The organism is Kineosporia rhizophila (assembly GCF_021277265.1).
Lineage (GTDB): Bacteria > Actinomycetota > Actinomycetes > Actinomycetales > Kineosporiaceae > Kineosporia > Kineosporia rhizophila.
This window is the reverse complement of sequence record NZ_JAJSOH010000040.1, coordinates 35,153-59,451: the sequence shown is the minus strand read 5'-3', so window position 1 is coordinate 59,451 and position 24,299 is coordinate 35,153. Positions and strand designations below refer to the sequence as shown.

Annotated in this window: 23 protein-coding genes; 17 read left to right on the top strand and 6 right to left on the bottom strand. The window is 71.1% G+C overall.

Features of this window, described 5'->3' with window-relative positions:
* The 4 genes from infB to truB all read left to right on the top strand — a co-directional run.
* Positions 1–2,782: translation initiation factor IF-2 (gene infB, locus LWF15_RS32840; RefSeq protein ID WP_408624509.1), on the top strand; the 2,782-nt coding region annotated here is incomplete at its 5' end.
* Positions 2,783–2,843: 61 nt separating this feature from the next.
* Positions 2,844–3,140 carry a DUF503 domain-containing protein gene (locus LWF15_RS32835; protein WP_232814887.1) on the top strand — a complete coding sequence of 99 codons (297 nt, stop codon included), beginning with the start codon at positions 2,844–2,846 and terminating at the stop codon, positions 3,138–3,140.
* Positions 3,141–3,184: 44 nt separating this feature from the next.
* Positions 3,185–3,640, top strand: coding sequence for a 30S ribosome-binding factor RbfA (gene rbfA, locus LWF15_RS32830; RefSeq protein ID WP_232814886.1), 456 nt, complete (start codon positions 3,185–3,187; stop codon positions 3,638–3,640).
* A complete protein-coding gene (gene truB / locus LWF15_RS32825; protein WP_232814885.1) occupies positions 3,637–4,536 on the top strand; it encodes a tRNA pseudouridine(55) synthase TruB in 900 nt (299 codons plus the stop codon). Before rbfA ends, truB begins: the two co-directional genes overlap by 4 nt.
* A 39-nt stretch (positions 4,537–4,575) precedes the next feature.
* Here truB and LWF15_RS32820 read toward each other — a convergent pair whose 3' ends face one another.
* Complete coding sequence (locus LWF15_RS32820; protein ID WP_232814884.1) at positions 4,576–4,749, bottom strand: hypothetical protein; 174 nt, start codon at positions 4,747–4,749, stop codon at positions 4,576–4,578.
* 166 nt (positions 4,750–4,915) lie between these two features.
* Here LWF15_RS32820 and LWF15_RS32815 point away from each other — a divergent pair, with 166 nt between their 5' ends.
* The 9 genes from LWF15_RS32815 (at position 4,916) to dapB (ending at position 14,651) form a co-directional block, all read left to right on the top strand.
* On the top strand, positions 4,916–5,920 hold the full coding sequence (locus LWF15_RS32815; protein ID WP_232814883.1) for a bifunctional riboflavin kinase/FAD synthetase: 1,005 nt from the start codon (positions 4,916–4,918) through the stop codon (positions 5,918–5,920).
* A 120-nt stretch (positions 5,921–6,040) separates the two neighbouring features.
* Entirely contained in the window at positions 6,041–6,310 is a 270-nt protein-coding gene (gene rpsO / locus LWF15_RS32810) for a 30S ribosomal protein S15 (RefSeq protein ID WP_232814882.1), read from the top strand.
* Positions 6,311–6,665: 355 nt separating this feature from the next.
* A complete protein-coding gene (locus LWF15_RS32805) occupies positions 6,666–8,897 on the top strand; it encodes a polyribonucleotide nucleotidyltransferase (RefSeq protein WP_232814881.1) in 2,232 nt (743 codons plus the stop codon).
* A 31-nt stretch (positions 8,898–8,928) separates the two neighbouring features.
* A complete protein-coding gene (locus LWF15_RS32800) occupies positions 8,929–10,305 on the top strand; it encodes a M16 family metallopeptidase (protein WP_232814880.1) in 1,377 nt (458 codons plus the stop codon).
* A gap of 82 nt (positions 10,306–10,387) precedes the next feature.
* Positions 10,388–11,809, top strand: coding sequence for an ethanolamine ammonia-lyase subunit EutB (locus tag LWF15_RS32795; RefSeq protein ID WP_232814879.1), 1,422 nt, complete (start codon positions 10,388–10,390; stop codon positions 11,807–11,809).
* Positions 11,806–12,591, top strand: a complete 786-nt coding sequence (gene eutC, locus LWF15_RS32790) for an ethanolamine ammonia-lyase subunit EutC (RefSeq protein WP_232814878.1) — start codon at positions 11,806–11,808, stop codon at positions 12,589–12,591. Before LWF15_RS32795 ends, eutC begins: the two co-directional genes overlap by 4 nt.
* Positions 12,592–12,698: 107 nt before the next feature.
* Entirely contained in the window at positions 12,699–13,217 is a 519-nt protein-coding gene (locus tag LWF15_RS32785) for a SigE family RNA polymerase sigma factor (protein WP_232814877.1), read from the top strand.
* A 46-nt stretch (positions 13,218–13,263) separates the two neighbouring features.
* The gene (locus LWF15_RS32780) at positions 13,264–13,836 is read left to right on the top strand and encodes a hypothetical protein (RefSeq protein ID WP_232814876.1); all 573 of its coding nucleotides are present in this window, start codon (positions 13,264–13,266) and stop codon (positions 13,834–13,836) included.
* 80 nt (positions 13,837–13,916) lie between these two features.
* Positions 13,917–14,651: a 4-hydroxy-tetrahydrodipicolinate reductase gene (dapB, locus tag LWF15_RS32775; protein WP_232814875.1), complete on the top strand. Its 735-nt coding sequence runs from the start codon at positions 13,917–13,919 to the stop codon at positions 14,649–14,651.
* Positions 14,652–14,654: 3 nt separating this feature from the next.
* Here dapB and LWF15_RS32770 read toward each other — a convergent pair whose 3' ends face one another.
* The 4 genes from LWF15_RS32770 to LWF15_RS32755 all read right to left on the bottom strand — a co-directional run bounded on the left by LWF15_RS32770 (position 14,655) and on the right by LWF15_RS32755 (position 18,824).
* Positions 14,655–15,782 (bottom strand): hypothetical protein, encoded by a 1,128-nt coding sequence (locus tag LWF15_RS32770; protein WP_232814874.1) that lies wholly within the window; start codon positions 15,780–15,782, stop codon positions 14,655–14,657.
* A 35-nt stretch (positions 15,783–15,817) separates the two neighbouring features.
* The gene (locus LWF15_RS32765; RefSeq protein ID WP_232814873.1) at positions 15,818–16,942 is read right to left on the bottom strand and encodes an SPFH domain-containing protein; all 1,125 of its coding nucleotides are present in this window, start codon (positions 16,940–16,942) and stop codon (positions 15,818–15,820) included.
* Between the two features lie 156 nt (positions 16,943–17,098).
* Positions 17,099–18,286 (bottom strand): heparan-alpha-glucosaminide N-acetyltransferase domain-containing protein, encoded by a 1,188-nt coding sequence (locus tag LWF15_RS32760; RefSeq protein ID WP_232814872.1) that lies wholly within the window; start codon positions 18,284–18,286, stop codon positions 17,099–17,101.
* Positions 18,279–18,824: a GNAT family N-acetyltransferase gene (locus tag LWF15_RS32755; RefSeq protein WP_232814871.1), complete on the bottom strand. Its 546-nt coding sequence runs from the start codon at positions 18,822–18,824 to the stop codon at positions 18,279–18,281. Before LWF15_RS32755 ends, LWF15_RS32760 begins: the two co-directional genes overlap by 8 nt.
* Positions 18,825–18,924: 100 nt before the next feature.
* On the opposite strand from LWF15_RS32755, the gene LWF15_RS32750 reads away from it, so the two are divergent.
* The 4 genes from LWF15_RS32750 to LWF15_RS32735 all read left to right on the top strand — a co-directional run bounded on the left by LWF15_RS32750 (position 18,925) and on the right by LWF15_RS32735 (position 22,910).
* Positions 18,925–19,596: an HAD-IA family hydrolase gene (locus LWF15_RS32750; protein WP_232814870.1), complete on the top strand. Its 672-nt coding sequence runs from the start codon at positions 18,925–18,927 to the stop codon at positions 19,594–19,596.
* Positions 19,593–20,081, top strand: a complete 489-nt coding sequence (locus LWF15_RS32745) for a dihydrofolate reductase (RefSeq protein WP_232814869.1) — start codon at positions 19,593–19,595, stop codon at positions 20,079–20,081. The genes LWF15_RS32750 and LWF15_RS32745 overlap by 4 nt, the downstream gene beginning before the upstream one ends.
* Before the next feature lie 170 nt (positions 20,082–20,251).
* On the top strand, positions 20,252–21,151 hold the full coding sequence (dapA, locus tag LWF15_RS32740; protein WP_232814868.1) for a 4-hydroxy-tetrahydrodipicolinate synthase: 900 nt from the start codon (positions 20,252–20,254) through the stop codon (positions 21,149–21,151).
* A 70-nt stretch (positions 21,152–21,221) separates the two neighbouring features.
* A complete protein-coding gene (locus tag LWF15_RS32735) occupies positions 21,222–22,910 on the top strand; it encodes a ribonuclease J (protein WP_232814867.1) in 1,689 nt (562 codons plus the stop codon).
* A 48-nt stretch (positions 22,911–22,958) separates the two neighbouring features.
* Here the strand turns inward: LWF15_RS32735 and LWF15_RS32730 are convergent, their stop codons facing one another.
* Complete coding sequence (locus LWF15_RS32730; protein ID WP_232814866.1) at positions 22,959–24,224, bottom strand: GDSL-type esterase/lipase family protein; 1,266 nt, start codon at positions 24,222–24,224, stop codon at positions 22,959–22,961.
* Positions 24,225–24,299: the final 75 nt, after the last annotated feature.

The following is a 24,299-nucleotide window of genomic DNA, read 5'->3' as shown; positions in this document are numbered from 1 at the left end:
GCAGAGCACCCCCGCAGCCCGGCCCACCCCGGGTCCGGCTGCCCGTCCCGGCGCGCCCACCCCGGGCCCGCGTCCCACGCCGGGTCGTCCCGGCCCGGCCGAGCGTCCGGCCGCCGCGGCGAGTGCCCCGGCGCCCGAGCGTGGTCCCCGTCCGGGTGGCGACGCCCGTCCGGGTGGCGAGCGTGGTCCCCGTCCGGGTGGCGACGCCCGTCCGGGTGGCGACCGTGGCCCCCGTCCCGGTGGCGACTTCCGTCCGGGCCCCGGCCCGCGCGGTGACCGTCCCGAGCGGGGCGAGCGTCCCGACCGTGGTGAGCGTGGTCCCCGTCCGGGCGGCGACGCCCGTCCGGGCCCGCGTCCGGGTGCCCCGCGCCCGGGCAACAACCCCTTCGCCTCCTCCCAGGGCATGCCCCGTCCGGGTGGCGGCCGCGACGGTGGCCCGCCGCGTCCGGGCAACAACCCGTTCGCCTCGGCCCAGGGCATGCCGCGCCCGCAGCGCGGCCCGCGCCCCGAGGGTGGCGGCGCCGGTCGTCCCGGTGACGTGGCGGCCCGTGGCAGCGATGCCGGTGACCGTCCGGCACCCCGTCCCGGCGGTCCGCGGCCCAGCCCGGGCAACATGCCGAACCGGCCCAACCCGGGCATGATGCCCGGCCGTACCAGCGTCGGCCGTCCCGGCGGCGGTGGTGGCGGTGGCCGTCCCGGTGGTCCCGGTCGTGGTGGCCCCGGTGGTGGCGGCGGAGGCCGTGGTGGCTTCGCCGGTCGTCCCGGTGGTGGCGGTCCCGGTGGTCCCGGTGGCGGTGGCGGCGGCTTCGCCGGTCGTCCCGGTGGTGGCGGTCGTGGTGGCCGTGGTGGCACGCAGGGCGCGTTCGGTCGCGCCGGTGGTCGCCCGGTCCGGGGCCGGAAGTCGAAGCGTCAGCGGCGTCAAGAGTTCGAGAGCATGGCGGCACCGGCACCCGGTGGCGTCACGGTTCCCCGCGGTGACGGCACCACCGTCATCCGGCTGCGTCGCGGCTCCTCGCTGACCGACTTCGCGGACAAGATCAACGCGAACCCGGCCAGCCTGGTCACCGTGCTGTTCCACCTCGGTGAGATGGCCACGGCGACCCAGTCGCTGAACGAGGAGACGTTCGACGTCCTCGGTGAGGAACTGGGCTACGTCATCCAGGTCGTCTCCCCCGAGGACGAGGACCGCGAGCTGCTGGGCACGTTCTCGATCGACATCGAGGGCGAGGCCGAGGCCGACGAGGAGTTCCTCGTGGCGCGGCCGCCGGTGGTGACCGTGATGGGTCACGTCGACCACGGTAAGACGAAGCTGCTGGACGCGATCCGGCAGACCGACGTGGTGGCCGGCGAGGCCGGTGGCATCACCCAGCACATCGGTGCCTACCAGATCCACACCATGCACGAGGACGTGGACCGCGCGATCACCTTCATCGACACCCCGGGTCACGAGGCGTTCACCGCCATGCGTGCCCGTGGTGCGAAGGTCACCGACATCGCGGTGCTGGTGGTCGCGGCCGACGACGGCGTGATGCCGCAGACTATCGAGGCGCTCAACCACGCCCAGGCGGCGGACGTGCCGATCGTGGTGGCGATCAACAAGGTCGACAAGGAAGGCGCGAACCCGGACAAGATCCGGCAGCAGCTGACCGAGTACAACCTGGTCGCCGAGGAGTACGGCGGTGACACGATGTTCGTCGAGGTCTCGGCCAAGCAGCGGCTCAACATCGACGGCCTGCTCCAGGCCGTCCTGCTGACCGCCGACGCGGCCCTCGACCTGCGGGCCAACCCGGACAAGGACGCCCGCGGCGTGGCGATCGAGGGCAACCTCGACCGTGGTCGCGGCCCGGTGGCGACCGTGCTGGTCCAGTCCGGCTCGCTGCACGTGGGTGACTCGATCGTGGCCGGCACCGGTCACGGCCGCGTCCGCGCCATGATCGACGAGCACGGTGAGGCCGTCGAGGTGGCCACCCCGTCCCGTCCGGTGATGGTGCTCGGCCTGACCTCGGTGCCCGGCGCCGGTGACACCTTCCTGGTGGCGCCCGACGACCGCACCGCGCGTCAGATCGCCGAGAAGCGTGAGGCGATCGAGCGGAACGCGGCCCTGGCCAAGTCCCGCAAGCGGATCAGCCTCGAGGACTTCACCAAGGCCCTCGAGCAGGGCAAGGTCGAGACCCTCAACCTCATCCTCAAGGGTGACGGCGCGGGTTCGGTCGAGGCCCTGGAGGACGCGCTGCTCCAGATCGACGTCGGCGAAGAGGTCGAGCTGCGGATCATCGACCGCGGTGTCGGTGCGATCACCAAGAACAACATCAACCTGGCGGTGGCCTCCAACGCCATCATCATCGGCTTCAACGTGAAGTCCGAGGGCCAGAACGCCGAGTACGCCGACCGTGAGGGCGTGGACCTGCGCTTCTACTCGGTCATCTACCAGGCGATCGAAGAGGTCGAGGCGTCCCTGAAGGGTCTGCTGAAGCCGGAGTACGAGGAGGCCGAGCTGGGCCGGGCGGAGATCCGCGAGATCTTCCGCTCCAGCCGCTTCGGCAACATCGCGGGTTGCATCGTCCGCTCCGGGGAGATCCGGCGCAACAGCAAGGCCCGGGTGTTCCGCGGTGACCGGATGGTCGCCGAGGGCCTCACGATCGAGTCGCTCAAGCGGTTCAAGGACGACGCGACCGAGGTCCGCGAAGGTTTCGAATGTGGTATCGGGCTGGGGTCGTTCAACGACATCCAGAACGAGGACGTCATTCAGACCTACGAGATGCGCGAGAAGGCGCGGGCCTGATCAGGTTCGACGACGGGGGGTGGGCCTTCGGGCCCGCCGCCCGCCCCGTACGGGAGGTTCTGTGTACGTAGGGTCGCTGACCCTGGACCTGCTGCTGGGTGACGTCCACTCGCTCAAGGAGAAACGGTCGGCGATCCGGCCGGTGGTGGCCGAGCTGCGCCGTAAGTTCGAGGTGCACGCGGCCGAGACCGGTGACGCGAACCTCCACCGCCGCGCCGAGATCGGCGTGGCCCTGGTCTCCTCCGACGCCACCCAGTGCCGTGAGGTCCTGCAGTCCTGCGAGCGGCTGGTCGCCGCGCGTCCGGAGCTGCACCTGCTCTCCGCCCGGATCAGGGTGTGGAGCGACGACGACGAGTAACCCCGCCTGGTCCGGGGTGAGTGAAGTGAAGAGCAGGACAGACGATGAGCGACACGGCACGGGCACGCAAGCTGGCTGACCGGGTGCGCGAGGTGGTGGCCGAGGCCCTGGAGAAGCGGATCAAGGACCCGCGGCTCGGCTTCGTCACGGTCACCGACGCCCGGGTGACCGGCGACCTGCAGCACGCCACCGTGTTCTACACGGTCTACGGCGACGACGAGGAGCGGGCCTCCACGGCCGCCGCCCTGGAGAGCGCCAAGGGCGTGCTGCGCTCCGAGGTGGGCAAGCGCACCGGGATCCGGCTCACGCCGACCCTGGAGTTCATCGCCGACGCCCTGCCGGAGAACGCCGCGGCGATGGCCGACCTGATCAAGGTGGCCAACGAGCGCGACGCCGAGGTGGCCGCACTGGCCAACGGGGCGAAGTACGCGGGTGAGGCCGACCCCTACAAGAAGCCCTCGGTGGCCGATGACGACGAGGACGAGGACGACGACGCGTGAAGTCCCGTGAACCGGGCCCCAGCGGCCTGGTGATCGTGGACAAGCCCGCCGGGATGACGTCGCACGACGTGGTCAGCCGGATCCGCCGGCTGGCCGGGACCCGGCGGGTCGGTCACGCCGGCACCCTCGACCCGATGGCCACCGGCGTGCTGGTGATCGGCGTGGAGCGGGCCACCCGGCTGCTGACCTACCTGGTCGGTGCGGACAAGGCCTACTCGGCCACGATGCGCCTGGGCGTCGGCACGATCACCGACGACGCCGAGGGCACGGTCTCGCTCACCCCCGGGCAGGCCGAACTGGGCCTGGCCGAGGTCGACGCGGCGGCGGAGTTCCTGCGCGGCAACATCCAGCAGATACCCAGCTCGGTCAGCGCGATCAAGAAGGACGGCAAGCGGGCCTACGCCCGGGTGCGCGAGGGCGAAGAAGTGCAGCTCGAGCCGCGTCCGGTGACCGTCTCGGCCCTGCATGTCCGGGCCGTCCGGCCGGGGCAGCACGAGGGCGTTCCGGTGCTCGACGTGGACGTCGACGTGGTCTGCTCGTCCGGCACCTACATCCGGGCCCTGGCCCGCGACCTGGGCGCCTCCCTGGGCAGCGCCGGGCACCTGACCGCGCTACGGCGCACCCGGGTCGGGCCCTACCACCTCGACGGCGCGCACACGCTGCCGTCGCTGGAGGAGTCGTTCGCGCTGCTGCCCATCGCCGACGCGGCGCGGGCGGCGTTCACCGCGCGGGAGCTCACCGACGAGGAGGCCCGCAAGCTGGCCCACGGCCAGCGCCTGGAGGCCAGCGAGCTCGGCCCCGGCCCGGTCGCCGCCTTCGCGCCGGACGGTTCCCTGGTGGCCCTGATCGCCGACGCCGGGCTCACCGCCCGGCCCCTGGTCGTGCTTACGGGTTGAGCTCGGTGCGCCGCCCGGGCGGGCGGCGCACCGGACCGGTCAGCTGGAGGTGCCGGCCAGCGTCTTCGCCTCGGAGGTGGGGGCGACCGCCTGGCTGCACGGCCAGACCGTGCCGCAGACCGTGCAGAAGCCTCCGCCGCTGCTGTGCAGGAAGCTCTCGATACCTCGTTGGGCGGGCATCGGAGCCCGGCCGGCGACATGCTGACTGTTCATGGTTGGGGTCCCTCGTGGACTTGATGAACTGAACTTGACCAAGGATCGCTGCAAACCATCGCTGCCGCCCGGGAGATTGTTACGTTGCTCTCACGACGACCGAGCGATTTCACCACATCGGAGCACCGAACGTGGAACTGAAGTGGCCACCTGGCAGAGTTGCCCCGTGAAGCAGAGCCCAACGCACGTGTGGCGGAGTCTCGGCGAGGTTCCGGCCGGATTCGGGCCCTCGGCGGTGACCATCGGCAACTTCGACGGGGTGCACCGCGGGCACCTGGCCGTCCTGGGCCGCACCGTGCGGGCCGCGGCCGACGGTGGCCTGCGGTCGGTGGCGATCACCTTCGCCCCGCACCCGCTGGCGGTCCTGCACCCCGAGCGCGCCCCGCAGCCGCTGTCCACCCCCGCGCACCGGCTGGAGCTGCTGGGCTACACCGGCCTGGACGCGGTCCTGATGCTGCCGTTCACCCACGAGCTGGCCCAGTGGAGCCCGCGCCGGTTCGTGCAGGACGTCCTGGTCGACGCGCTGCACGCCGGGCTGGTGGTGGTCGGCTCGGACACCCGGTTCGGCCGCCGCAACGCCGGCGACATCGGCACGCTGCGCGAGTTCGGCACCGAGATGGGCTTCACCGTCGAGGAGGTGGCCGACCTGAAGGGGGCGGACGCCTCCCGGCGCTGGTCGTCCACCCTCGCCCGGGAGCTGATCGCCGGGGGCGACGTGCGCGCCGCCACCGAGGTGCTGGGCCGCCCGCACCGGGTCACCGGCGTGGTGGTGCACGGCGACCACCGGGGGCGGGAGCTGGGCTTCCCCACGGCGAACCTGACCACCGACGCGATCGGCGCGGTGCCCTCGGACGGCGTCTACGCGGGCTGGCTGGTGCGCCCGGGTAAGGGCGGTGAGCCGGCCGCCGATCCCGAGCACGACACCGGTGAGCGGCTGCCCGCGGCCATCTCGGTGGGCACCAACCCCACGTTCGACGGTGAGGAGCGCCGGGTCGAGGCCTACGTGCTCGACCGCACCGACCTCGACCTGTACGGCGAGCGGATCGCGGTGGAGTTCGTCGAGCGGCTGCGGCCCACCCTGCGCTTCGAGGGGATCGAGGCCCTGGTGGAGCAGATGAACGACGACGTGGCCCGGTGCCGCGCGGTGCTGGGCGTGAACTCCCGCGCCTGATTGGGAGGAGGGGCACCCGCACTGTTACGGTGGTCGCTGCCGTTAGATCGGCCGCGGATCCAGAGTGCCCGGGTGGATGTGCCCCGGGGCGCCGCGCAGCGAACTTCAGGAGGAGATCGAGTGCCGCTCGACGCCGAGACCAAGAAGAAGATCATGGCGGAGTACGCGACTGGCGAGGGTGACACCGGTTCCCCCGAGGTCCAGATCGCGATGCTCACCCAGCGCATCAAGGACCTGACCGAGCACCTGAAGGAGCACAAGCACGACCACCACAGCCGGCGTGGCCTGCTGCTGCTGGTCGGCCAGCGCCGCCGTCTCCTGCAGTACGTGCAGAAGAAGGACATCACCCGCTACCGGTCGCTGATCGAGCGACTCGGACTGCGCCGCTAGTACCCCCGAGGCCGTGACCGGATCATCCGGGCACGGCCTCTTCGGTGTGTCAGGTCGTGACGCTGGCCCATCGATGCCCGATCATCGGGTCATCGGTGGGCCACAGCACCATCGAGCACCCACCGGCACCACCGAGCACCATCCAGCACCAAAGACGAAAAGCAATCAGGAGGGGTCGGCGAGACCCGGTTAACCGGTCCTCGGTAGTGGCCTCCGCGACCTGCACCGCCGCCTGCGGCGGGTGCCTCGCGTGGGCCTCGATCGAAGACCGGAACGACAGACCACGGCTCGGCGCACCACTCCTGCCCGACACCGCGGATGGCCAGGCCATCGCGGAGGAACAGGAGAGTGACCCTTGGAGGGTCCCGAGATCACCGCGGCCGAGGCCGTCATCGACAACGGCTCGTTCGGCCAGCGCACCGTCCGGTTCGAGACCGGCCGGCTGGCCCGGCAGGCCGCCGGTTCCGTCGCCGTCTACCTGGACAACGACACGATGCTCCTGTCGGCCACCTCGGTCGGCAAGACGCCGAAGGACCAGTTCGACTTCTTCCCCCTGACGATCGACGTCGAGGAGCGGATGTACGCGGCCGGGAAGATCCCCGGCTCGTTCTTCCGGCGTGAGGGCCGGCCCAGCACCGAGGCGATCCTGGCCTGCCGGCTGATCGACCGCCCGCTGCGCCCGACCTTCGTCAAGGGCCTGCGCAACGAGGTCCAGGTGGTCATCACCGTCCTGGCCCTGAACCCCGAGGACCCGTACGACGTGGTCTCGATCAACGCCGCGTCGCTGTCCACGCAGCTGTCCGGCCTGCCGTTCTCCGGCCCGATCGGTGGCATCCGGATCGCCCTGATCGACGGCCAGTGGGTCGGTTTCCCGCGGCACTCCGAGATCGAGCGGGCCGTGTTCGACATGGTCGTGGCCGGTCGCGTGGTGAAGGCCGAGGACGGCTCGGACGACGTCGCCATCATGATGGTCGAGGCCGAGGCCACCGAGGGCTCCTGGACCCTGATCAAGGACCAGGGCGTCGGCGCGCCGACCGAGGAGGTCGTGGCCGCCGGTCTGGAGGCCGCGAAGCCGTTCATCGCCGAGCTGTGCCGGGCGCAGGCCGAGGTGGCCGCCACCGCGGCCAAGCCGACCAGCGAGTTCCCGCTGTTCCTGGACTACCAGGACGACGTGTTCAGCGCGGTCGAGAGCGCCGTCGCCGACGACGTGGCCCAGGCCCTGACGATCGCCGGCAAGCAGGAGCGCGAGGGTCGCCTCGACGAGATCAAGGACGCGGTCAAGGCCAAGCTGGCGGCCGAGTTCGAGGGTCGCGAGAAGGAGGTCTCCGCGGCCTTCCGCTCGGTGAACAAGAAGCTGGTCCGCCAGCGCATCCTGAAGGACAAGGTCCGCATCGACGGCCGTGGCCTGGCCGACATCCGCCAGCTCGGCGCCGAGGTCGAGGTCCTGCCCCGGGTGCACGGCTCGGCCCTGTTCGAGCGCGGCGAGACCCAGATCCTGGGCGTCACCACGCTGAACATGCTGCGCATGGAGCAGCAGCTGGACACCCTCTCCCCGGTGACCCGCAAGCGCTACATGCACAACTACAACTTCCCGCCCTACAGCACCGGTGAGACCGGCCGCGTCGGCTCGCCGAAGCGCCGCGAGATCGGTCACGGCGCCCTGGCCGAGCGCGCGCTCGTGCCCGTGCTGCCCAGCCGGGAGGAGTTCCCCTACGCGATCCGTCAGGTCTCCGAGGCCCTCGGCTCCAACGGGTCCACCTCGATGGGCTCGGTCTGCGCCTCCACCCTGGCCCTGCTGAACGCCGGTGTGCCGCTGCGCGCCCCGGTCGCCGGTATCGCGATGGGCCTGGTCAGCGACACCGTCGACGGCAAGACCGAGTACGCGGCGCTGACCGACATCCTGGGCGCCGAGGACGCGTTCGGTGACATGGACTTCAAGGTCGCCGGTACCTCGGAGTTCGTCACCGCGATCCAGCTCGACACCAAGCTCGACGGCATCCCGGCCTCCGTGCTGGCCGCCGCGCTGACCCAGGCCCGCGAGGCCCGGCTGCACATCCTCGACGTGATGAGCGAGGCGATCGACCGCCCGGACGAGATGTCCCCGCTGGCCCCGCGCGTGATCAGCGTGAAGGTCCCGGTCGACAAGATCGGCGAGGTCATCGGCCCCAAGGGCAAGATGATCAACCAGATCCAGGACGACACCGGCGCCGACATCTCGATCGAGGACGACGGCACGGTGTACATCGGTGCGGTCGACGGCCCCTCGGCCGAGGCTGCCCGGACGGCGATCAACGCGATCGCCAACCCGACCATGCCCGAGGTCGGGGAGCGCTACCTGGGTACCGTCGTGAAGACGACGACCTTCGGTGCGTTCGTCTCGCTGGTGCCGGGCAAGGACGGCCTGCTGCACATCTCGCAGATCCGCCGGATGGTCGGCGGCAAGCGGGTGGAGAACGTCGAGGACGTGCTCAGCATCGGCCAGAAGGTCCAGGTCGAGATCGCCGAGATCGACCCGCGTGGCAAGCTCTCGCTGGCTCCGGTCCTGGAAGAGGAGACCGAGGCCAAGTCCGAGACGGCGGAGGCCTGAGAGTGCCTCTCACCCCGGTGAGGACCGGCCGGTGACGGCGGTCCCGCTGCCGCTGGTCGCCTCCGGGAGTTCCGGCTCGACGCAGACCGTCGCCGGGGAGGAGAGCGGTGCCCTCGTGCGCCGCACCGTCCTCCCCGGCGGGGTCCGGGTGCTGTCCGAGGCGATGCCCGGACTGCGCTCGGCCACCATCGGTTTCTGGGTCGGCGTGGGCTCCCGTGACGAGACCACCGGTCACCACGGCTCCACCCACTTCCTCGAGCACCTGCTGTTCAAGGGCACGTCCCGGCGCAGCGCGATGGACATCGCCACCGCGTTCGACCGGGTCGGCGGTGAGTCCAACGCCGTCACCGGCAAGGAGCACACCTGCTACTACGCCCGGGTGCTGGACGAGGACCTGCCGATGGCCGTGGACGTGCTCTGCGACATGGTCACCGGCGCCCGGCTGGACGCCGGTGACGTGGAGAACGAGCGCGGGGTCATCCTCGAAGAGCTCGCGATGAACGACGACGACCCGGCCGACGTGGTGCACGAGCGGTTCTCCGAACTGGTTCTCGGGCAGCACCCGCTGGGCCGTCCGATCGGCGGCACCCCGGAGACCATCCGGGCCGTCGGCCGGGACAACATCGCCGACCACTACGCCGAGCACTACAAGGCGCCCGGCCTGGTGGTCACGGTGGCCGGGGGAGTGGACCACGACCGGGTGTGCGAGCTGGTCGCGGCCAGCCTGGCGCGCTCGGGCTGGCACCTCGACGAGGGGCACCGTCCCTACGCGCGGCGCGACGTGGCCCATCCGGAACCGGAGCAGGCCGGCCTCGCCGAGGACGGGCTGCCGCATCGTTCGATCGTGGTGAACCGGGCCACCGAGCAGGCGAACGTGGTCGTCGGCACCACCTCCCTGGTGGCCACCGACCGCCGTCGCTACGCGATGTCGGTGCTCAACGCCGTGCTCGGGGGCGGGATGAGCAGCCGTCTGTTCCAGGAGATCCGCGAACAGCGGGGCCTGGCCTACGCGGTCTACTCGTTCGCCTCGGGCTACTCCGACTCCGGCTACTTCGGTCTCTACGCGGGCTGCACCCCGTCCCGGGTGGACGAGGTGATCGCCCTGATGGTGGCCGAACTGCGCCGTCTGGCGACAGAACCGGTGCCGGAAGAGGAGCTGCTCCGGGCCCACGGTCAGCTGGCCGGCGGTCTGGTGCTGGGTCTGGAGGACACCGGTTCGCGGATGTCCCGTCTGGGCAAGGCCGAGCTGGTGCACGGTGAATACCTGGGCCTCGACCGGGCTCTGGGGCGCATCCGTGAGGTCACCGCGGAAGACATCCGGTCGCTGGCCGAGGATCTGGCCTCCCGTCCGTTGTCTCTGGCCGTGGTCGGGCCGTTCGATCCCGAGCGCACCTTCCGGATCGCCTGAAAACCTCGTTCGAAACAAAGGACGCCTGTAACCGCCTTCGCGGTAACAGGCGTCCTTTATTTTGGGCCGGGGAGGTAAGCCCATGAGTAGGTACGCACAGACCAGCCGGGGTACGACACACCAGTTCGACGGGCTGGTCGATCTGATGGCCAAGGCCACGCCGGCCCGTTCCGGAGACGAACTCGCCGGGTGCGCAGCACAGAGCGACGCCGAGCGGGTTGCTGCCCAACTGACGCTCGCCGACGTCCCCTTGTCGCAGTTCCTCGAAGAACCGCTGGTGCCCTACGAGACCGACGAGGTCACGCGGCTCATCCTCGACACCCATGACCGCGAGGCCTTTGCGCCGGTGTCCTCGCTGACCGTAGGCGCGTTCCGTGACTGGCTGCTGGATCTGGCACCTCGCCCCGATGCCGGCTCCGTGCTTACGGCGCTGGCTCCTGGGTTGACGCCGGAAATGGTCGCCGCGGTAAGCAAACTCATGCGCAACCAGGATCTGATTGCGGTGGCCCGCGCCACCCGGGTCACGTCGGCCTTCCGCTCCACCGTCGGCCTGCCGGGGCGGCTCGCGACGCGACTGCAACCCAACCACCCTACGGACGATCTACGCGGCATTGCTGCGGCCACTCTCGATGGTCTGTTGCTGGGTTGCGGGGACGCGGTGATCGGCGTGAACCCGGCCGGCGATTCACCGCAGACCTGTGCCGATCTGCTGCATCTGCTCGACGAGGTCCGCTCCACCTACGACATCCCTACCCAGTCGTGCGTGCTTACCCACGTCACCACCACCATCGGGTTGATCGAGGCCGGTGTTCCGGTGGACCTGGTGTTCCAGTCGGTCGCCGGCACCGAGGCAGCGAATCAGGGCTTCGGGGTGACGCTTTCGATGTTGCGCGAGGGGTACGAGGCCGGGCTGTCGCTCAACCGGGGCACGGTCGGGCAGAACGTGATGTACATGGAGACCGGGCAGGGTTCGGCGCTCTCCGCCGACGCTCATCGTGGGGTGGGAGGGCGTCCGGTCGACCAGCAGACGCTCGAGGCCCGCGCCTACGCGGTCTGCCGCGAGTACAAGCCTTTGCTGGTGAACACCGTGGTCGGGTTCATCGGGCCGGAATACCTCTACGACGGTAAGCAGATCGTGCGCGCCGGGCTGGAGGACCACTTCTGCGGCAAGCTGCTCGGCCTCCCGATGGGCGTGGACGTCTGCTACACCAACCACGCGGAGGCCGATCAGGACGACATGGACAACCTGCTGACGCTGCTGGGCGTGGCCGGTTGCTCGTTCGTGATCGCGGTGCCGGGGGCTGACGACGTGATGCTGGGGTACCAGAGCACGTCCTTCCACGACGCGTTGTACGTGCGGCAGGCGCTCGGGCTGAGGCCGGCCCCGGAGTTCGAGGCCTGGCTGGACCAGCTGGGAATGCTGGCCGACGGGGGACGGGTGCTGCCCGTAGACGCTTCGGCCTCGGCGTTGCGTGCCCTGGCCCTGACGGGAGTGGCTTCGTGACGGACTTCTGGGACGAATTGCGGGCCACCACCCAGGCCCGGATCGGGCTGGGGCGGGTGGGCGACGGGATGCCGACGTCGCGGGTGCTGGAATTCCGCCTGGCTCATGCGATCGCCCGGGACGCGGTGCACGATCCGCTCGACGTGGATGCTCTGCTGGAAGCACTGGCCGACGCCGGGGTGGGCGGTTCTTCCGCGGAGGAACCGCATTCCCGCCTGGGCCCCGCGGTGGTCGTGACCAGCCAGGCCGCTGATCGCGCCGAGTACCTGCGCCGCCCAGACCTGGGGCGGCTCCCGGCCGACCTCTCCGGCGTCCCCGCCGCCGCGGCCGACGTCGGATTCGTGCTGGCCGACGGTCTTTCCGCCCGAGCCCTCCAGACCCACGGCCCGGCCTTGCTCGCGGCCCTGGTCGAAGTCCTCCCACCCACCCTCACCCTGGCCCCACCGGTGATCGCCACTCAGGCCCGGGTAGGACTGGGCGACCACATCGGTGCGGCGCTCGGCGTGCAGACGGTGCTGGTCCTGATCGGCGAACGCCCTGGTCTCTCCGTGGCCGACAGCCTGGGCATCTACCTCACCCATCGCCCCCGCCCCGGCCTCGCCGACTCGGACCGTAACTGCGTGTCGAACATCCATGCCCCCGGCGGCCTTCCGTACGCGGCCGCCGCCCGCGTGGTCAGTGGCCTGATCGCCGGCGCCCGTCAGCTCGGGCGTTCCGGCGTGGCGCTGAAAGACACCAGCCGCGAGATCGAGACGGCCAAGGTGGACCCGGCGCTCTCCTGACACCCACCGACCGAGCGGCCGCGAAGAAAATCGCGGCCGCTCGCATCCTGTCCCGCAGTCCAGGCGTCTTCTGCGTGTGATGGAGGGAATGCAGGAAGGGGGGTGTCGTGTCGAGGAGTCAGGAGTTCGATGAGTTCTACGCCGTTTCCTACCGGCGGATCCTGGGCCAGCTCTACGCGATGAACGGCGATCTGGCCGCCGCCGAGGATGCGGCCGCCGAGGCGTTCACCCGGGCCTGGCAACGCTGGGGCGCTGTGCGCCGCAGTGATTCGCCGGAGGCCTGGGTGCGAACGGTCGCGGTGCGGGTGGAGATCAGCACGTGGCGCAAGAACGGGAACCGGCTCCGGGCCCACCGCCGGAGCTCGTCACAGCCGGCCTCGGACCCTTCCGGGCTCGGGCCTGATCACGTCGCCCTGGTCCAGGCCCTGCGCACGTTGCCGGACGGGCAGCGGCGGGCGCTGGTGCTGCACTACTTCGCCGATGCTCCGGTGAGCGTGATCGCCAAGGAGCTCGGGGCGCCCGAGGGCACGGTCAAGTCGTGGCTGGTCAGAGGCCGTCAGGCCCTGGGGGAGCAACTCGGCGAGAACCTGAGCGAGGAGGGGGTGATGGGCGGTGGCCGGTCTTGACCAGCGTCTGCACGATCTGGTGGCTGCGGCGGGAAGGGAGGTTCCGGTGCCTCCACCCGAGGGCGTGCGCAGGCGGGGTACGCGCCGTCGGGTGGTCCGGTCCGGTGTGGGCGCGCTGGCGGTCGTCCTGCTCGCCGCCGGGGGCCTGTTCGGGCTGCGGGCCGTGCAGGGTCCGGACGCGGTGGCCATCCAGCCGGCCGCATCGGATCTGCCCTACGGCGTGCAGATCCAGCTCGTCCCGGGGACCGTCGGCAACGTGGAGAACGTGAAGCTGATCGAGGACTCGGGCAATCTCAGTGAGGCCGACCTCGGGGTCCTGCCGATGAACGACCTGTGGGGTTTCCCGCAGCCGGACCCGGACCGGGCGGAGTACCAGATCCGGATGATCTCACCGGGGGCGGCCGGCAACTGTGTGTCCTCGGACGTGCCCCGCGAGGGCACCGTACCTCTGAAGCCCTGCGACGCCACGGACAAGAGCCAACTGTGGCGGATCGACTGGGAGGCGGGCGTCATGACCTTCCGCGGACTGGGTCCGTTGCTGGGCGCGTCCGAGGCCGACGTGCTGGCCATCCTTGCGAGGCCGGACACGGGTCCGTACGCGACTCAGGCGCCGCAGTGACGGCTGGCCCGAGGTGACGGGAACGCGATGGATCCGCCGACCGGCCGGTCGGCGGATCCATCGCTGGTACCTTCGCCTGCGTGACAGCGGTAGCAGTGATCGGCGCGGCCGGTCGGATGGGCAGAACCACCTGCGAAGCGGTGGAGGCCGCCGCCGATCTGACGCTCAGCGCGCGGATCGGCTCCGGCGACGACCTCCTCGCCGGCCTGAAGGGCGCACAGGTCGCGGTCGTGATGACCGGGCCCGAAGGGGTGGACGACATCGTCGCCACCTGCGTCGAGCAGGGCGTGCACGCGGTGGTCGGCACCACCGGCTGGACCGAGGCGGGTCTGGCCAAGGTGCGGGCGGCGCTGGCGGAGGCCCCCGAGGTCGGCGTGCTGCTGGCCCCCAACTTCGCCCTCGGTGCGGTGCTGCTGATGCGTTTCGCCGCCGAGGCCGCCAAGCACTTCGAGTCGGTCGAGGTGGTGGAGCTGCACCACCCGAACAAGGCCGACGCCCCCTCGGGCACGGCCCGGCACACCGCCCAGCAGATCGCGGCCGCGCGCCGCGAGGCCGGGGTGGCGCCCTCGCCCGACGCCACCACCTCCGCGCTGGACGGGGCCCGCGGCGCCGACGTCGAGGGTGTGCGCGTGCACTCGGTGCGCCTGCGGGGCCTGGTCGCCCACGAAGAGGTGCTGCTGGGCGGGCCGGGGGAGCAGCTGACCATCCGGCACGACAGCTTCGACCGCATCTCCTTCATGCCGGGCGTGCTCCTGGCCGTGCGCCAGGTCGCCGGGCGTCCCGGGCTGGTGCAGGGCCTGGAGCACTACCTGTAGGAGCTATCGGCCGCGTACCGCCATCACGAGCAGGGCGATGGCGGCGGCCAGCAGCAGGCCGGCGACCACCGCGGCGGCGATCTTGACCCAGCTGTAGGGCCGGTCGCCGATCACCTCACCGGTGCGGGCGTTGATCATCACCCGCCAGACCTGGTTGTCGAAACGGTAGGCGGCCAGCCAGACCGGCAGCAGGAGCAGCTTGAAGGTCACCGACCCCCAGTGGGTGTCCATCGAGCTGACCCGCTGCTGGTCGCCGCCGATGTCGTCGCGGCAGTCCCGCTCGATCTGGTTCTGCGCGATGTCCTGGAACCGTTCCAGGCCCTCGGGCGGCTCCACCTCGTAGCGCAGCGTCTGGTAGCCGGCCAGGTACTCCGGCTGGTACGGCACCGCCGCGGGCAGGTCCCAGGGCTCGAGCTTGTTCACCTTCTCGACCGGCAGCCGCTTCACCGCCGAGACCAGCACGTCGTCGAAACCGCGCTGCACCTGGCCACTCACCGAGGTCCAGCGGATCCGCCGGACCTCACGGGTCTGCTCCTCGCCCTCGGCGTCCTTGTACGTCTCGGTCTCGTAGTAGTAGTCGCCCCGCTGACCCCAGTAACTGGTGTGGGTGTCGCTGTCGTACGTCCAGTACGGCAGGTAGGTGCCCTCCAGGGCCTCCCGGGCAGCCAGGGTTTTCAGCGAGTTGGGGGCGAACCAGCGGCTCTTCACCCAGCTCTGGAACAGGTCCATGGCCTTGGACGCGGTGATCCCGAAGGGCAGCACCCCCTCCGGCACGATCACCAGGTCGGCGTCTTGCTCGACCACCACGGCGGCGCCGCAGAACGGGCACAGGTCCGAGATGTGGTCGGTCTCGGTGCGGGCCCCGCACCCGGTGCAGGTGACCGTGTGCGGAGCCAGCTGCACCACCGGCTTGTCCTGGGCCCCGGCCAGCCACTGCTGGTACGAGTGCTCGTTCACCTCACGGTCGGGGTCGCGGGCCACCTGCTGCTCGGCCCCGCAGTAGGGGCACTTCAGGGCGGTGGTGCCGGGGGCGAAGGTGAGCCGGGCGCCGCAGGAGACACACGGGTACTGCTGCTGGGTGTACTGGGCGCCTTCCTGCGGCGTCGTGCTCTGGACGCTCTCGTCCGTCATCCCTGACCTGCTCTACCGGAAGTTGGGGTGGGGGTTCAGCTCTGGGGCAGCGAAGGCGGCAGCGGCGGCGGACCCTGGTTGAGCAACCGGGCCACCTCCGGCACGGCGGAGGCCGCGGTCCACTCGTTCATCCCCGCCCGCCAGACCAGGGTGCTGCCGGACAGCTGGCCCCCGGAGACGTTGTTCTGCAGGCCGGCCTCGTCCAGCGGGCCGAGCTGCTGGCCGTTGACCGCGATGTACCACTGGGCCGGGTTCGGTAGCGGCGGCGGGCCGGCCGGGGCCTGGGGAGCCGGAGGCGGCGTGGGCTTCTGGGTCATCGCCGCGGCGGCCTGCTGGCCGAGCCCGACGCCCAGACCGAGGCCGAGCGCGTCACCGGCGCCGCCCGGGTTGTTCGAGGCGTTCTCGATCGCGTTGGCGGTCTGGAACTGGGTGTACTTGTTCAGGTCGCCGAGCACCCCCATCTGGGTGCGCTTGTCCATCGCCTGCTCGACCTCGGGCGGCAGCGAGACGTTCTCGATGATGAACTTCGGCACCGCGATGCCGTTCGGTGCCAGTTCCTCGGTGAGGGTGCCGGCCAGCCGGGCGGCGATCTCCTCCTGGTGCAGGGCCAGGTCGAGCACCGCCACCTGGGCGTGCGCCAGGGCGCCGGTGAGCCGGCCGACGATCAGCTGGCGCAGGAACTCCTTGACCTCGTCGGTCTTGAACAGGCCGTCGGTGCCGACCAGCTCCTTCAGGAACCGGGCCGGGTCGGAGACCCGGGCCGAGAAGGCGCCGAACGCCCGCACCCGGACCATCCCGAAGTCGGCGTCGCGCAGCATGATCGGGTTCTGCGTGCCCCACTTCAGATCGGTGAACTGACGGGTGCTGACGAAGTAGACCTCGGCCTTGAACGGCGAGTCGAACCCGTACTTCCAGCCCTTGAGCGTGGACAGGATCGGCATGTTCTGCGTCTGCAGGGTGTGGGTGCCGGGACCGAACACGTCGGCGATGGTGCCCTCGTTGACGAAGACCGCGGTCTGCGACTCCCGCACCACGAGCTTGGCGCCCATCTTGATCTCGTTCTGGTACCGCGGGAATCGGTAGACCATCGTGTCGCGGCTGTCGTCCAGCCACTCGATGATGTCGATCAGCTCGCCGCGGATCTTGTCGAACAGGCCCACCATGCCTCCTTGGCTCCTCGGTGTCTCCGGCCCGCCGCTCGGCTGAGCGGCCGGCTGAGCACACGCGTCCCCCGGGCACGGGGGATCTTGCGGTAGACAGACGACGAGCCTGCCGCCGACGTTGCACCGATCTTCGCCCGCATTGGGCGCCGCCGGTCAGCGGCGCGCCGCCACCCCGGCCACCGTGGCGATCGCGTCCTCCACCGGGCCGCGCCGCCCTGGCGCTCCCCACAGCAACGCTATGACGATCGCGCCGGCCACGTTCAGCGCCAGGAAGGGCCATGCGTCCACCAACGACCCGCCGCTGGCGTTCAGCCCGACCGCGAGCACGTGCAGGCAGTACAGGGTCAGCGTCATCGAGCCCGCTGCGGCCAGCATGGTTAGCAGCACCCGGGCCGCTCGCCCGGCGCCGGAGAGGGCCTGGACGGCCAGCAGGGTGAGCCCGAGCACGAGCAGCGACGTGCCGGTGGTGTGCACCAGATCGGTGATCGAGCCGCTGTGCGCCACCCGGACCACCAGCCACCACGGATCGCTGATCGGGGTGGTGCCGTAGAAGCCGTCGTTGGGGGAGACCCCGTCGACCGAGTAGCGGGTGGACAGGTCGTTGGTGATCAGGGTGGAGAAACCCCCGGCCAGACGGACGGCCACGGCCGAGACGGCCCAGGCGCTCGCCGCGAGCAGGGCACCGGCCCCGGCCACGGCGGCCGCGACCGGGCGGCTGCGCAGCGCCAGTCGGCCGACGGCCAGGCCCGCGAACAGATAGGTGGTCCAGGTCAGCACCGGGTAGTACCCGGTGAGCAGCAGATGCCGCAGCACCGAACCGAACTCGGCCAGGGACGACCATTCCAGGTTGGGGCCGGAAGCCTCTTCCAGTTCCTGCTCGCCGCGCAGCCAGTAGCTGAGCGCCGGGGTGACCAGGGCGCAGGCCACGGCCGCGCCGGCCAGCCAGCGCGCCCGCAGGACCAGCACCGGCACCGCGACCAGGAAGAGCAGGCCGTAGTAGGCCAGGATGATCGCCACCGGCGTCTCGGCCAGGCCCAGCGTCAGGCCCAGTACGACCAGGGCGACCGAACGCACCAGAGTGGTCCGCCGGGTGCGGGAGACCTTCTCGGGCGTGGGGTCGTCGCCGCCCGAGGCCAGCGCCAGCCCGACCCCCGCCAGCACCGCGAAGAGTGCCGCGGCCCGCCCTCCGGCCACCTCGTGGACCGCACCCATCAGGCCCTCGTCCGACCCCGGGCCGGAGAGGATGTGCGTGGCCATCATGCCGAAAAGGGCGAACGACCGGGCCACGTCGATCCCGGTGAGCCGGGTGCCCTTCGCCGCCACGGTGCCCGTCTCAGCCACCCGCGGGCGCCCCGATCTCGGCCCCGTAGCGGGCCTCCACCACGGTCTGCCCACCCGCGCCGGCGAACGAGCGGCGGGCTCCGTCGGCCACCATGCCCGCCGAGGTGAAGAACGAGACACGCGGCTGGTCCGCCTCCGGAACCCAGACCGTCATCGCGCCGAAGTCGTGCCGGCGCAGGTGATCGACCACCGCCGAGAGCAGCCGCGAACCGTGCCCGGCCCGCTGGTGCCCCGGATCGACCGCGAGCACGCCCAGCGTGCCGGTCGACGCGTCTGCGTCCTTGTCGTCGCTCGGCGCCACCGAGGCGAAACCGACCACCAGGTCGTCCGTCACGGCCACGAAGACCCCGTGCTTGGCGCTGGGTGGGCGCAGCACCGCCTCGCGCCAGACCGGGGTGAGTTCGGCCGGGGTGAGCACGGCCAGCGCCTCGGCCGGGAGCAGCTGCGCGTAGGCCGTGCCCCAGGCCCGGGACTGGATCGCGCCGATCACCGCGGGATCACTGGCGCGGGCGGGCCGGACCAGGACGTTCGATGCCATGTGGGCATCATTCCACCCGCCCCCGAAAGCGCACCGATACGGCCGAGGGAGCACCCGGGGCCGGGGGCCGGGACAGGACCGAGGACCTAGGCTGAGGAGCGTGGCCGACAACGATCTCCTGGGCTCCCTCGCCGGGCGCACCTTCGCCGCCGTCCTGTTCGACATGGACGGCACCCTGATCGACTCCACCCCCGCGGTGGAGCGGTCCTGGCTGCGCTGGGCGGCCGAGTTCGGCGTCCCCATGACCAGTTTCGGCACGTGGCACGGTGTCCCTGCCGCGCAGATCGTGCCCGAGTTCCTGCCCGAGGACCAGTGGGCGGCCGGCACCCGGCGGATCGAGGAGATCGAGACCGAGGACACCGAGGGCGTCGTCGTCCTGCCCGGCGCGGCCGAGGCCCTGGCCGCCCTGGCGCCCAGCGGCCGCTCGGCCATCGCCACCTCCTGCGTCGGCCCCCTGGCCCGGGCCCGGATCGCGGTCACCGGCCTGGTGGCGCCCTCGGTGCTGGTCACCGCCGACATGGTGGCGGTGGGCAAGCCGGACCCGGCGCCCTACCGGCTGGCCGCCGAGAAACTCGGGTTCGACGCGAGTGACTGCCTGGTCGTGGAAGACGCTCCGGCCGGTCTGGCCTCCGGCCGCGCCGCCGGCGCGGCGTGCCTGGCCGTGACCACCACCCATGCCGCCGATCAGCTCCCGGCCGACGCAATCGTCCAAAATCTCGATGCGGTGCAGTTCGTGGTCACCGACGCCGGCGTGCAGGTGCGGCCCCGATGACGATCGCCCTGATCTGGGCCCAGGCCGCCGGACGGGTGATCGGCCGGGCCGGTGACATTCCCTGGCACGTGCCCGAGGACCAGGCCAACTTCCGCCGCCTGACCAGGGGCAACACCGTGCTGATGGGCCGCGCCACCTGGGACTCGCTGCCCGAGCGGTTCCGCCCCCTGCCCGACCGCCGCAACGTTGTCCTCACCCGCGACCAGAACTGGTCCGCCGAGGGCGCGGTCGTGGCGCACACCCCGCAGCAGGCGCTGCACGCGGCAGACACCCCGGAGGTCTGGGTGATCGGCGGAGGGGCTGTCTACGCCGAGTTCCTGCCGCTCGCGCACCGGCTGGTCGTCACCGAGATCGATCTCGAGGTCGCCGGTGACACCTACGCACCCCTCGTCCCGCCGGAGTGGACCACCGAAGAGGCCCCGGAGTGGGTGGAGTCCCATACCGGCACCCGCTACCGCATCCGAGAATACCGTCGTGTGACCTGAACCACTTCCGAATCCTTTTCGTAACATCGCCGGATGCCAGACCGATGAGTCCCAGCGAGTGCTGACCCTGTTCGAACCCCCGAGCGAATAGGGTCAGCACTCACTGGCCGGCCCGCCCCGCAGCACCACGCGTCGCCGCGCACCGCTCCCGGCCCGGTACCGTGGCCCTCATGTCCGTGGAACCCGTCACCCGTTCCTTCGGTTCCGTCGGCGTCGCCATGGTCACGCCCTTCACGGAGGCCGGGGAGCTCGATCTGGCCACCGCCCAGAAGCTGGCGGTGCACCTGGTCGACGCGGGGTGCGACGCGCTGGTCGTCTCCGGCACCACCGGTGAGTCGCCGACCACGTCCGACGCCGAGAAGGAACAGCTGCTGCGGGCCGTCGTGGAGGCGGCCGGTGAGCGCGCGGTGGTCATCGCGGGCATCGGCACCAACGACACGGCCCACACCCTGGAGCTCAGCCGCCAGGCCGCCAAGGCCGGGGCGCGCGGGCTGCTCGCGGTCACGCCCTACTACTCCAAGCCCTCGCAGGCCGGCCTCCTCGCCCACTTCACCGCGGTCGCCGACGCCACCGGCCTGCCGGTCATGCTCTACGACATCCCCGGCCGCTCGGGCATACCGATCCAGGCCGAGACGTTGCTCCGGCTGGCCGAGCACCCGCGGATCACCGCGGTCAAGGATGCCAAGGACGACCTTTACGCCGGGGCCTGGCTGCTGGAGCAGACCGACCTGGAGATCTACTCGGGCTCCGATCAGCTCAACCTGCCCTGGCTCAGCATCGGCGCCTCCGGCATGATCAGTGTCGTCGGCCATGTCGCGGCCGCGCAGTACCGGCGGCTGGTCGGCGCCGTCGACGCAGGTGACCTGGTCACCGCGCGACGGATCAACTCCGAGGTGCTGCCCGCGGTCCGCGGTGTCATGACCCGCGCCCAGGGCGCGGTGATGGCCAAGGCCGCTCTGGAACTCATGGGAGTACTGCCCACAAGAACAGTACGACTGCCGCAGACGGCGGCCACGAACGAGGAGGTAGCGCTGCTGCGCAGCGACCTCGAGGAGGCACAGCTTCTTTGAACCTGTCGAACGAGACCGGCCCCGCCGAACCGGCGCGTGCCGGTGACGACGCGCGCCGCGAGGTGACCGCATGATCAACAACCTGAGCGAACTCGGCAGACCCCGGGCCGTGGCGAAGGGTGCCCTGCGCGTGGTCGCGCTGGGTGGCCTCGGCGAGGTCGGCCGGAACATGGCGGTGCTCGAGCACCAGGGCAAGCTCCTGATCATCGACTGCGGGGTGCTGTTCCCCGAGGACCACCAGCCCGGCGTCGACCTGATCCTGCCCGACTTCTCCTACATCGCCGACCGGCTCGACGACGTGGTCGCCGTGGTGCTCACGCACGGCCACGAGGACCACATCGGCGCGGTGCCCTACCTGCTGCGCCTGAAGAACGACCTGCCCCTGGTCGGTTCCCAGCTCACCCTCGCGCTGATCGAGGCCAAGCTGAAGGAACACCGGATCACCCCGATCACGCTCGCCGTGAAGGAGGGGCAGAAGGAGCAGTTCGGCCCCTTCGACTGCGAGTTCGTGGCGGTCAACCACTCCATCCCGGACGCCCTGGCGGTCGCCGTCACCACCAGCGCGGGCACCGTGCTGCACACCGGCGACTTCAAGATGGACCAGCTGCCGCTGGACGGCCGGATCACCGACCTGCGGGCCTTCGCCCGGCTCGGCGAGGCCGGCGTGGACCTGTTCATGCCGGACTCGACCAACGCCGAGGTGCCCGGGTTCACCGTCTCCGAGCGGGACATCACCCCGGTGCTGAACTCGGTGTTCGCGGCGGCCGAGCGCCGGATCATCGTGGCCTCGTTCGCCTCGCACGTGCACCGGGTGCAGCAGGTGCTCGACGCCGCGCACGCCCACAACCGCCGGGTCGCCCTGGTCGGCCGCTCGATGGTGCGCAACATGGGCATCGCCCGTGACCTGGGCTACCTGACCGTGCCGCCGGGCGTGCTGATCGACATCAAGGCGGTCGGCGACCTGCCGGACGAGCGGGTGGTGCTGATGTGCACCGGCTCGCAGGGCGAGCCGATGGCCGCGCTGTCCCGGATGGCCAACCGTGACCACCGGGTCGAGGTCGGCGTGGGCGACACCGTGGTGCTCGCCTCCTCGCTCATCCCGGGCAACGAGAACTCGGTGTTCCGGGTGATCAACGGGCTCACCCGGCTCGGCGCCAAGGTGGTGCACCAGGGCAACGCCCGGGTGCACGTCTCCGGTCACGCCAGCGCCGGTGAGCTGCTCTACTGCTACAACATCATCAAGCCGAAGAACGTCATGCCGGTGCACGGCGAGATGCGGCACCTGGTGGCCAACGCCGAGCTCGCGGTCAAGACCGGGGTGCCGCGCGAGCGGGTCCTGGTCGCCGAGGACGGCGTGGTCGTCGACCTGATCGGCGGCAAGGCCACGATCGCCGGCAAGATCGAGTGCGGCCTGGTCTACGTGGACGGCTCGACGGTCGGCGAGATCACCGAGGCCGACCTGAAGGACCGGCGGATCCTCGGCGAGGAGGGCTTCATCTCGATCATCGTCGTGGTCGACTCGGCCAGCGGCAAGGTCCTGGCCGGCCCGGAGATCCACGCCCGCGGCTTCGCCGAGGACGAGGCGGTGTTCGACAAGGTCCGCCCGCGCATCCTGGACGCCCTGCGGGACGCGGCCAGCAACGGCACCAACAACGACACGCACCAGCTCTCGCAGATCGTGCGGCGCGTGGTCGGCCGTTGGGTGAACGAGTCCTACCGGCGCCGGCCGATGATCATCCCCCTGGTGATCGAGGCCTGATCCGGCTCACTGAGCGGCGCGGTGGAGAACTTCCACCGCGCCGCTCAGTCATGAGCAGCCCAGATCGGCCGCCTCGGAGAGGGCACGGCTGTAGGCGGTGATCCCGGCCGGGGAGAGGTGCACGGTGTCGGCGCCGAACCACGAGTCGGCCGTGCCGAAGGCGTGCTGGTCTCCCTGTGAACCCCAGTCGTACAGGGCCAGGCGGGGTTCGGCGTCGGCCTTCTGCTTCAGCAGTGCGTTGATCCGGGCGGCGGTCAGCTCGAACCGGTTACCCCGGGGCGTTCCGGCGTTGACCTTTCCCTGCGCGGCCATGGTCAGCAGCACCGTGCAGTGCCCTCGCTGGGCGAGCTCGTCGATGGTCTGCTGCAGGTTCTCCAGGGTCCAGCTGAGGCGGGACTCGAACTGCACGTCGTCGGGGGCCAGCCCGGCCCAGTTCGCATCGTTGGTCCCCAGCGCCACGACCACTGAGCCGGCCTCCCGAAGCCCGCGCAACTCGTCCTTCATCGTGCCGTTGGCCAGCTCGAGCGCGTCCAGCTCCTCCTGCGCGGCCACCCATCGTCGTCCTCCCTGCCCGTCGATCTGGGCGCGGTGGCCGCGATCCAGCAGGGCGGTGAGCAGGGGGCCCGTCGCGGGCTCGCCGGGTACGGCGGTGGGGGTAACAACGGACGTTTGTGCTGGCGTGGTTGCGCCGGGTGCAGCCGAGACGGTGGTTCCGGAAGCAGTAGCGGCCGCGGGCACCAGCTGGGCGATCAGACTGTCGCCGATGACGGCGACCGACCCCTTGCCGGGGGCTCCCGGTCCGAAGGGAGCGGTGTAGACCGTGCAGGCACCGTCAGGGGTGACGAATCGCGGCGACAGGGAGGCCGAGACGGCCACCTGGGACAGGCCGGACAGCGGGGCGGTCAGATCGTGGTTCCAGGCGAAGTCGGTGCCGGCCACCTCGGCCGGGGCCTGGTTCCAGCGCAGCTGCCAGCGATCGTTGGCCCGGTCCAGCCAGGCGCCGTTGGGCAGCGTGCGCACATGCAGCGCGGTGGGCCGTACCCCCAGCTCGGAGCTCACCTCCCAGGAAACTCGCCACTGCTGGTTCGTGGACGGGTCGGTGCAGGTGGAGCTGCCGATCTGCGCAGCCTGAGCGGGCCAGGGGGGCGGGGGATCGGTGCGTAGCTGCCGCACTCCCACCACCGCCGCGATCGCGGCCACCGCGCCCACTGCGACCACGAGCAGAACCGCCCGGGTGGAGCGGTGCCGGCGTAAGTGCAGCCCGGTGTCCGCCGGGGCCTCGATCTGCTGGTCCTGGGCTGTGTGGGCGGGCACGGCGTAACTGTAGGGGCGGCCGATCCAGGCGCTCGAACCGGCTGCACGGTGTGTCACCAGGCCTGGGCGAAGGGA

Excerpts from the sequence above, each read along its gene's own strand:
- rbfA (WP_232814886.1), top strand. The coding sequence starts at position 3,185 with ATGAGCGACACGGCACGGGCACGCAAGCTGGCTGACCGGGTGCGCGAG.
- LWF15_RS32820 (WP_232814884.1), bottom strand. The coding sequence starts at position 4,749 with ATGAACAGTCAGCATGTCGCCGGCCGGGCTCCGATGCCCGCCCAACGA.
- LWF15_RS32795 (WP_232814879.1), top strand. The coding sequence starts at position 10,388 with ATGAGTAGGTACGCACAGACCAGCCGGGGTACGACACACCAGTTCGAC.
- LWF15_RS32770 (WP_232814874.1), bottom strand. The coding sequence starts at position 15,782 with ATGACGGACGAGAGCGTCCAGAGCACGACGCCGCAGGAAGGCGCCCAG.
- LWF15_RS32755 (WP_232814871.1), bottom strand. The coding sequence starts at position 18,824 with ATGGCATCGAACGTCCTGGTCCGGCCCGCCCGCGCCAGTGATCCCGCG.
- LWF15_RS32745 (WP_232814869.1), top strand. The coding sequence starts at position 19,593 with ATGACGATCGCCCTGATCTGGGCCCAGGCCGCCGGACGGGTGATCGGC.
- dapA (WP_232814868.1), top strand. The coding sequence starts at position 20,252 with ATGTCCGTGGAACCCGTCACCCGTTCCTTCGGTTCCGTCGGCGTCGCC.
- LWF15_RS32735 (WP_232814867.1), top strand. The coding sequence starts at position 21,222 with ATGATCAACAACCTGAGCGAACTCGGCAGACCCCGGGCCGTGGCGAAG.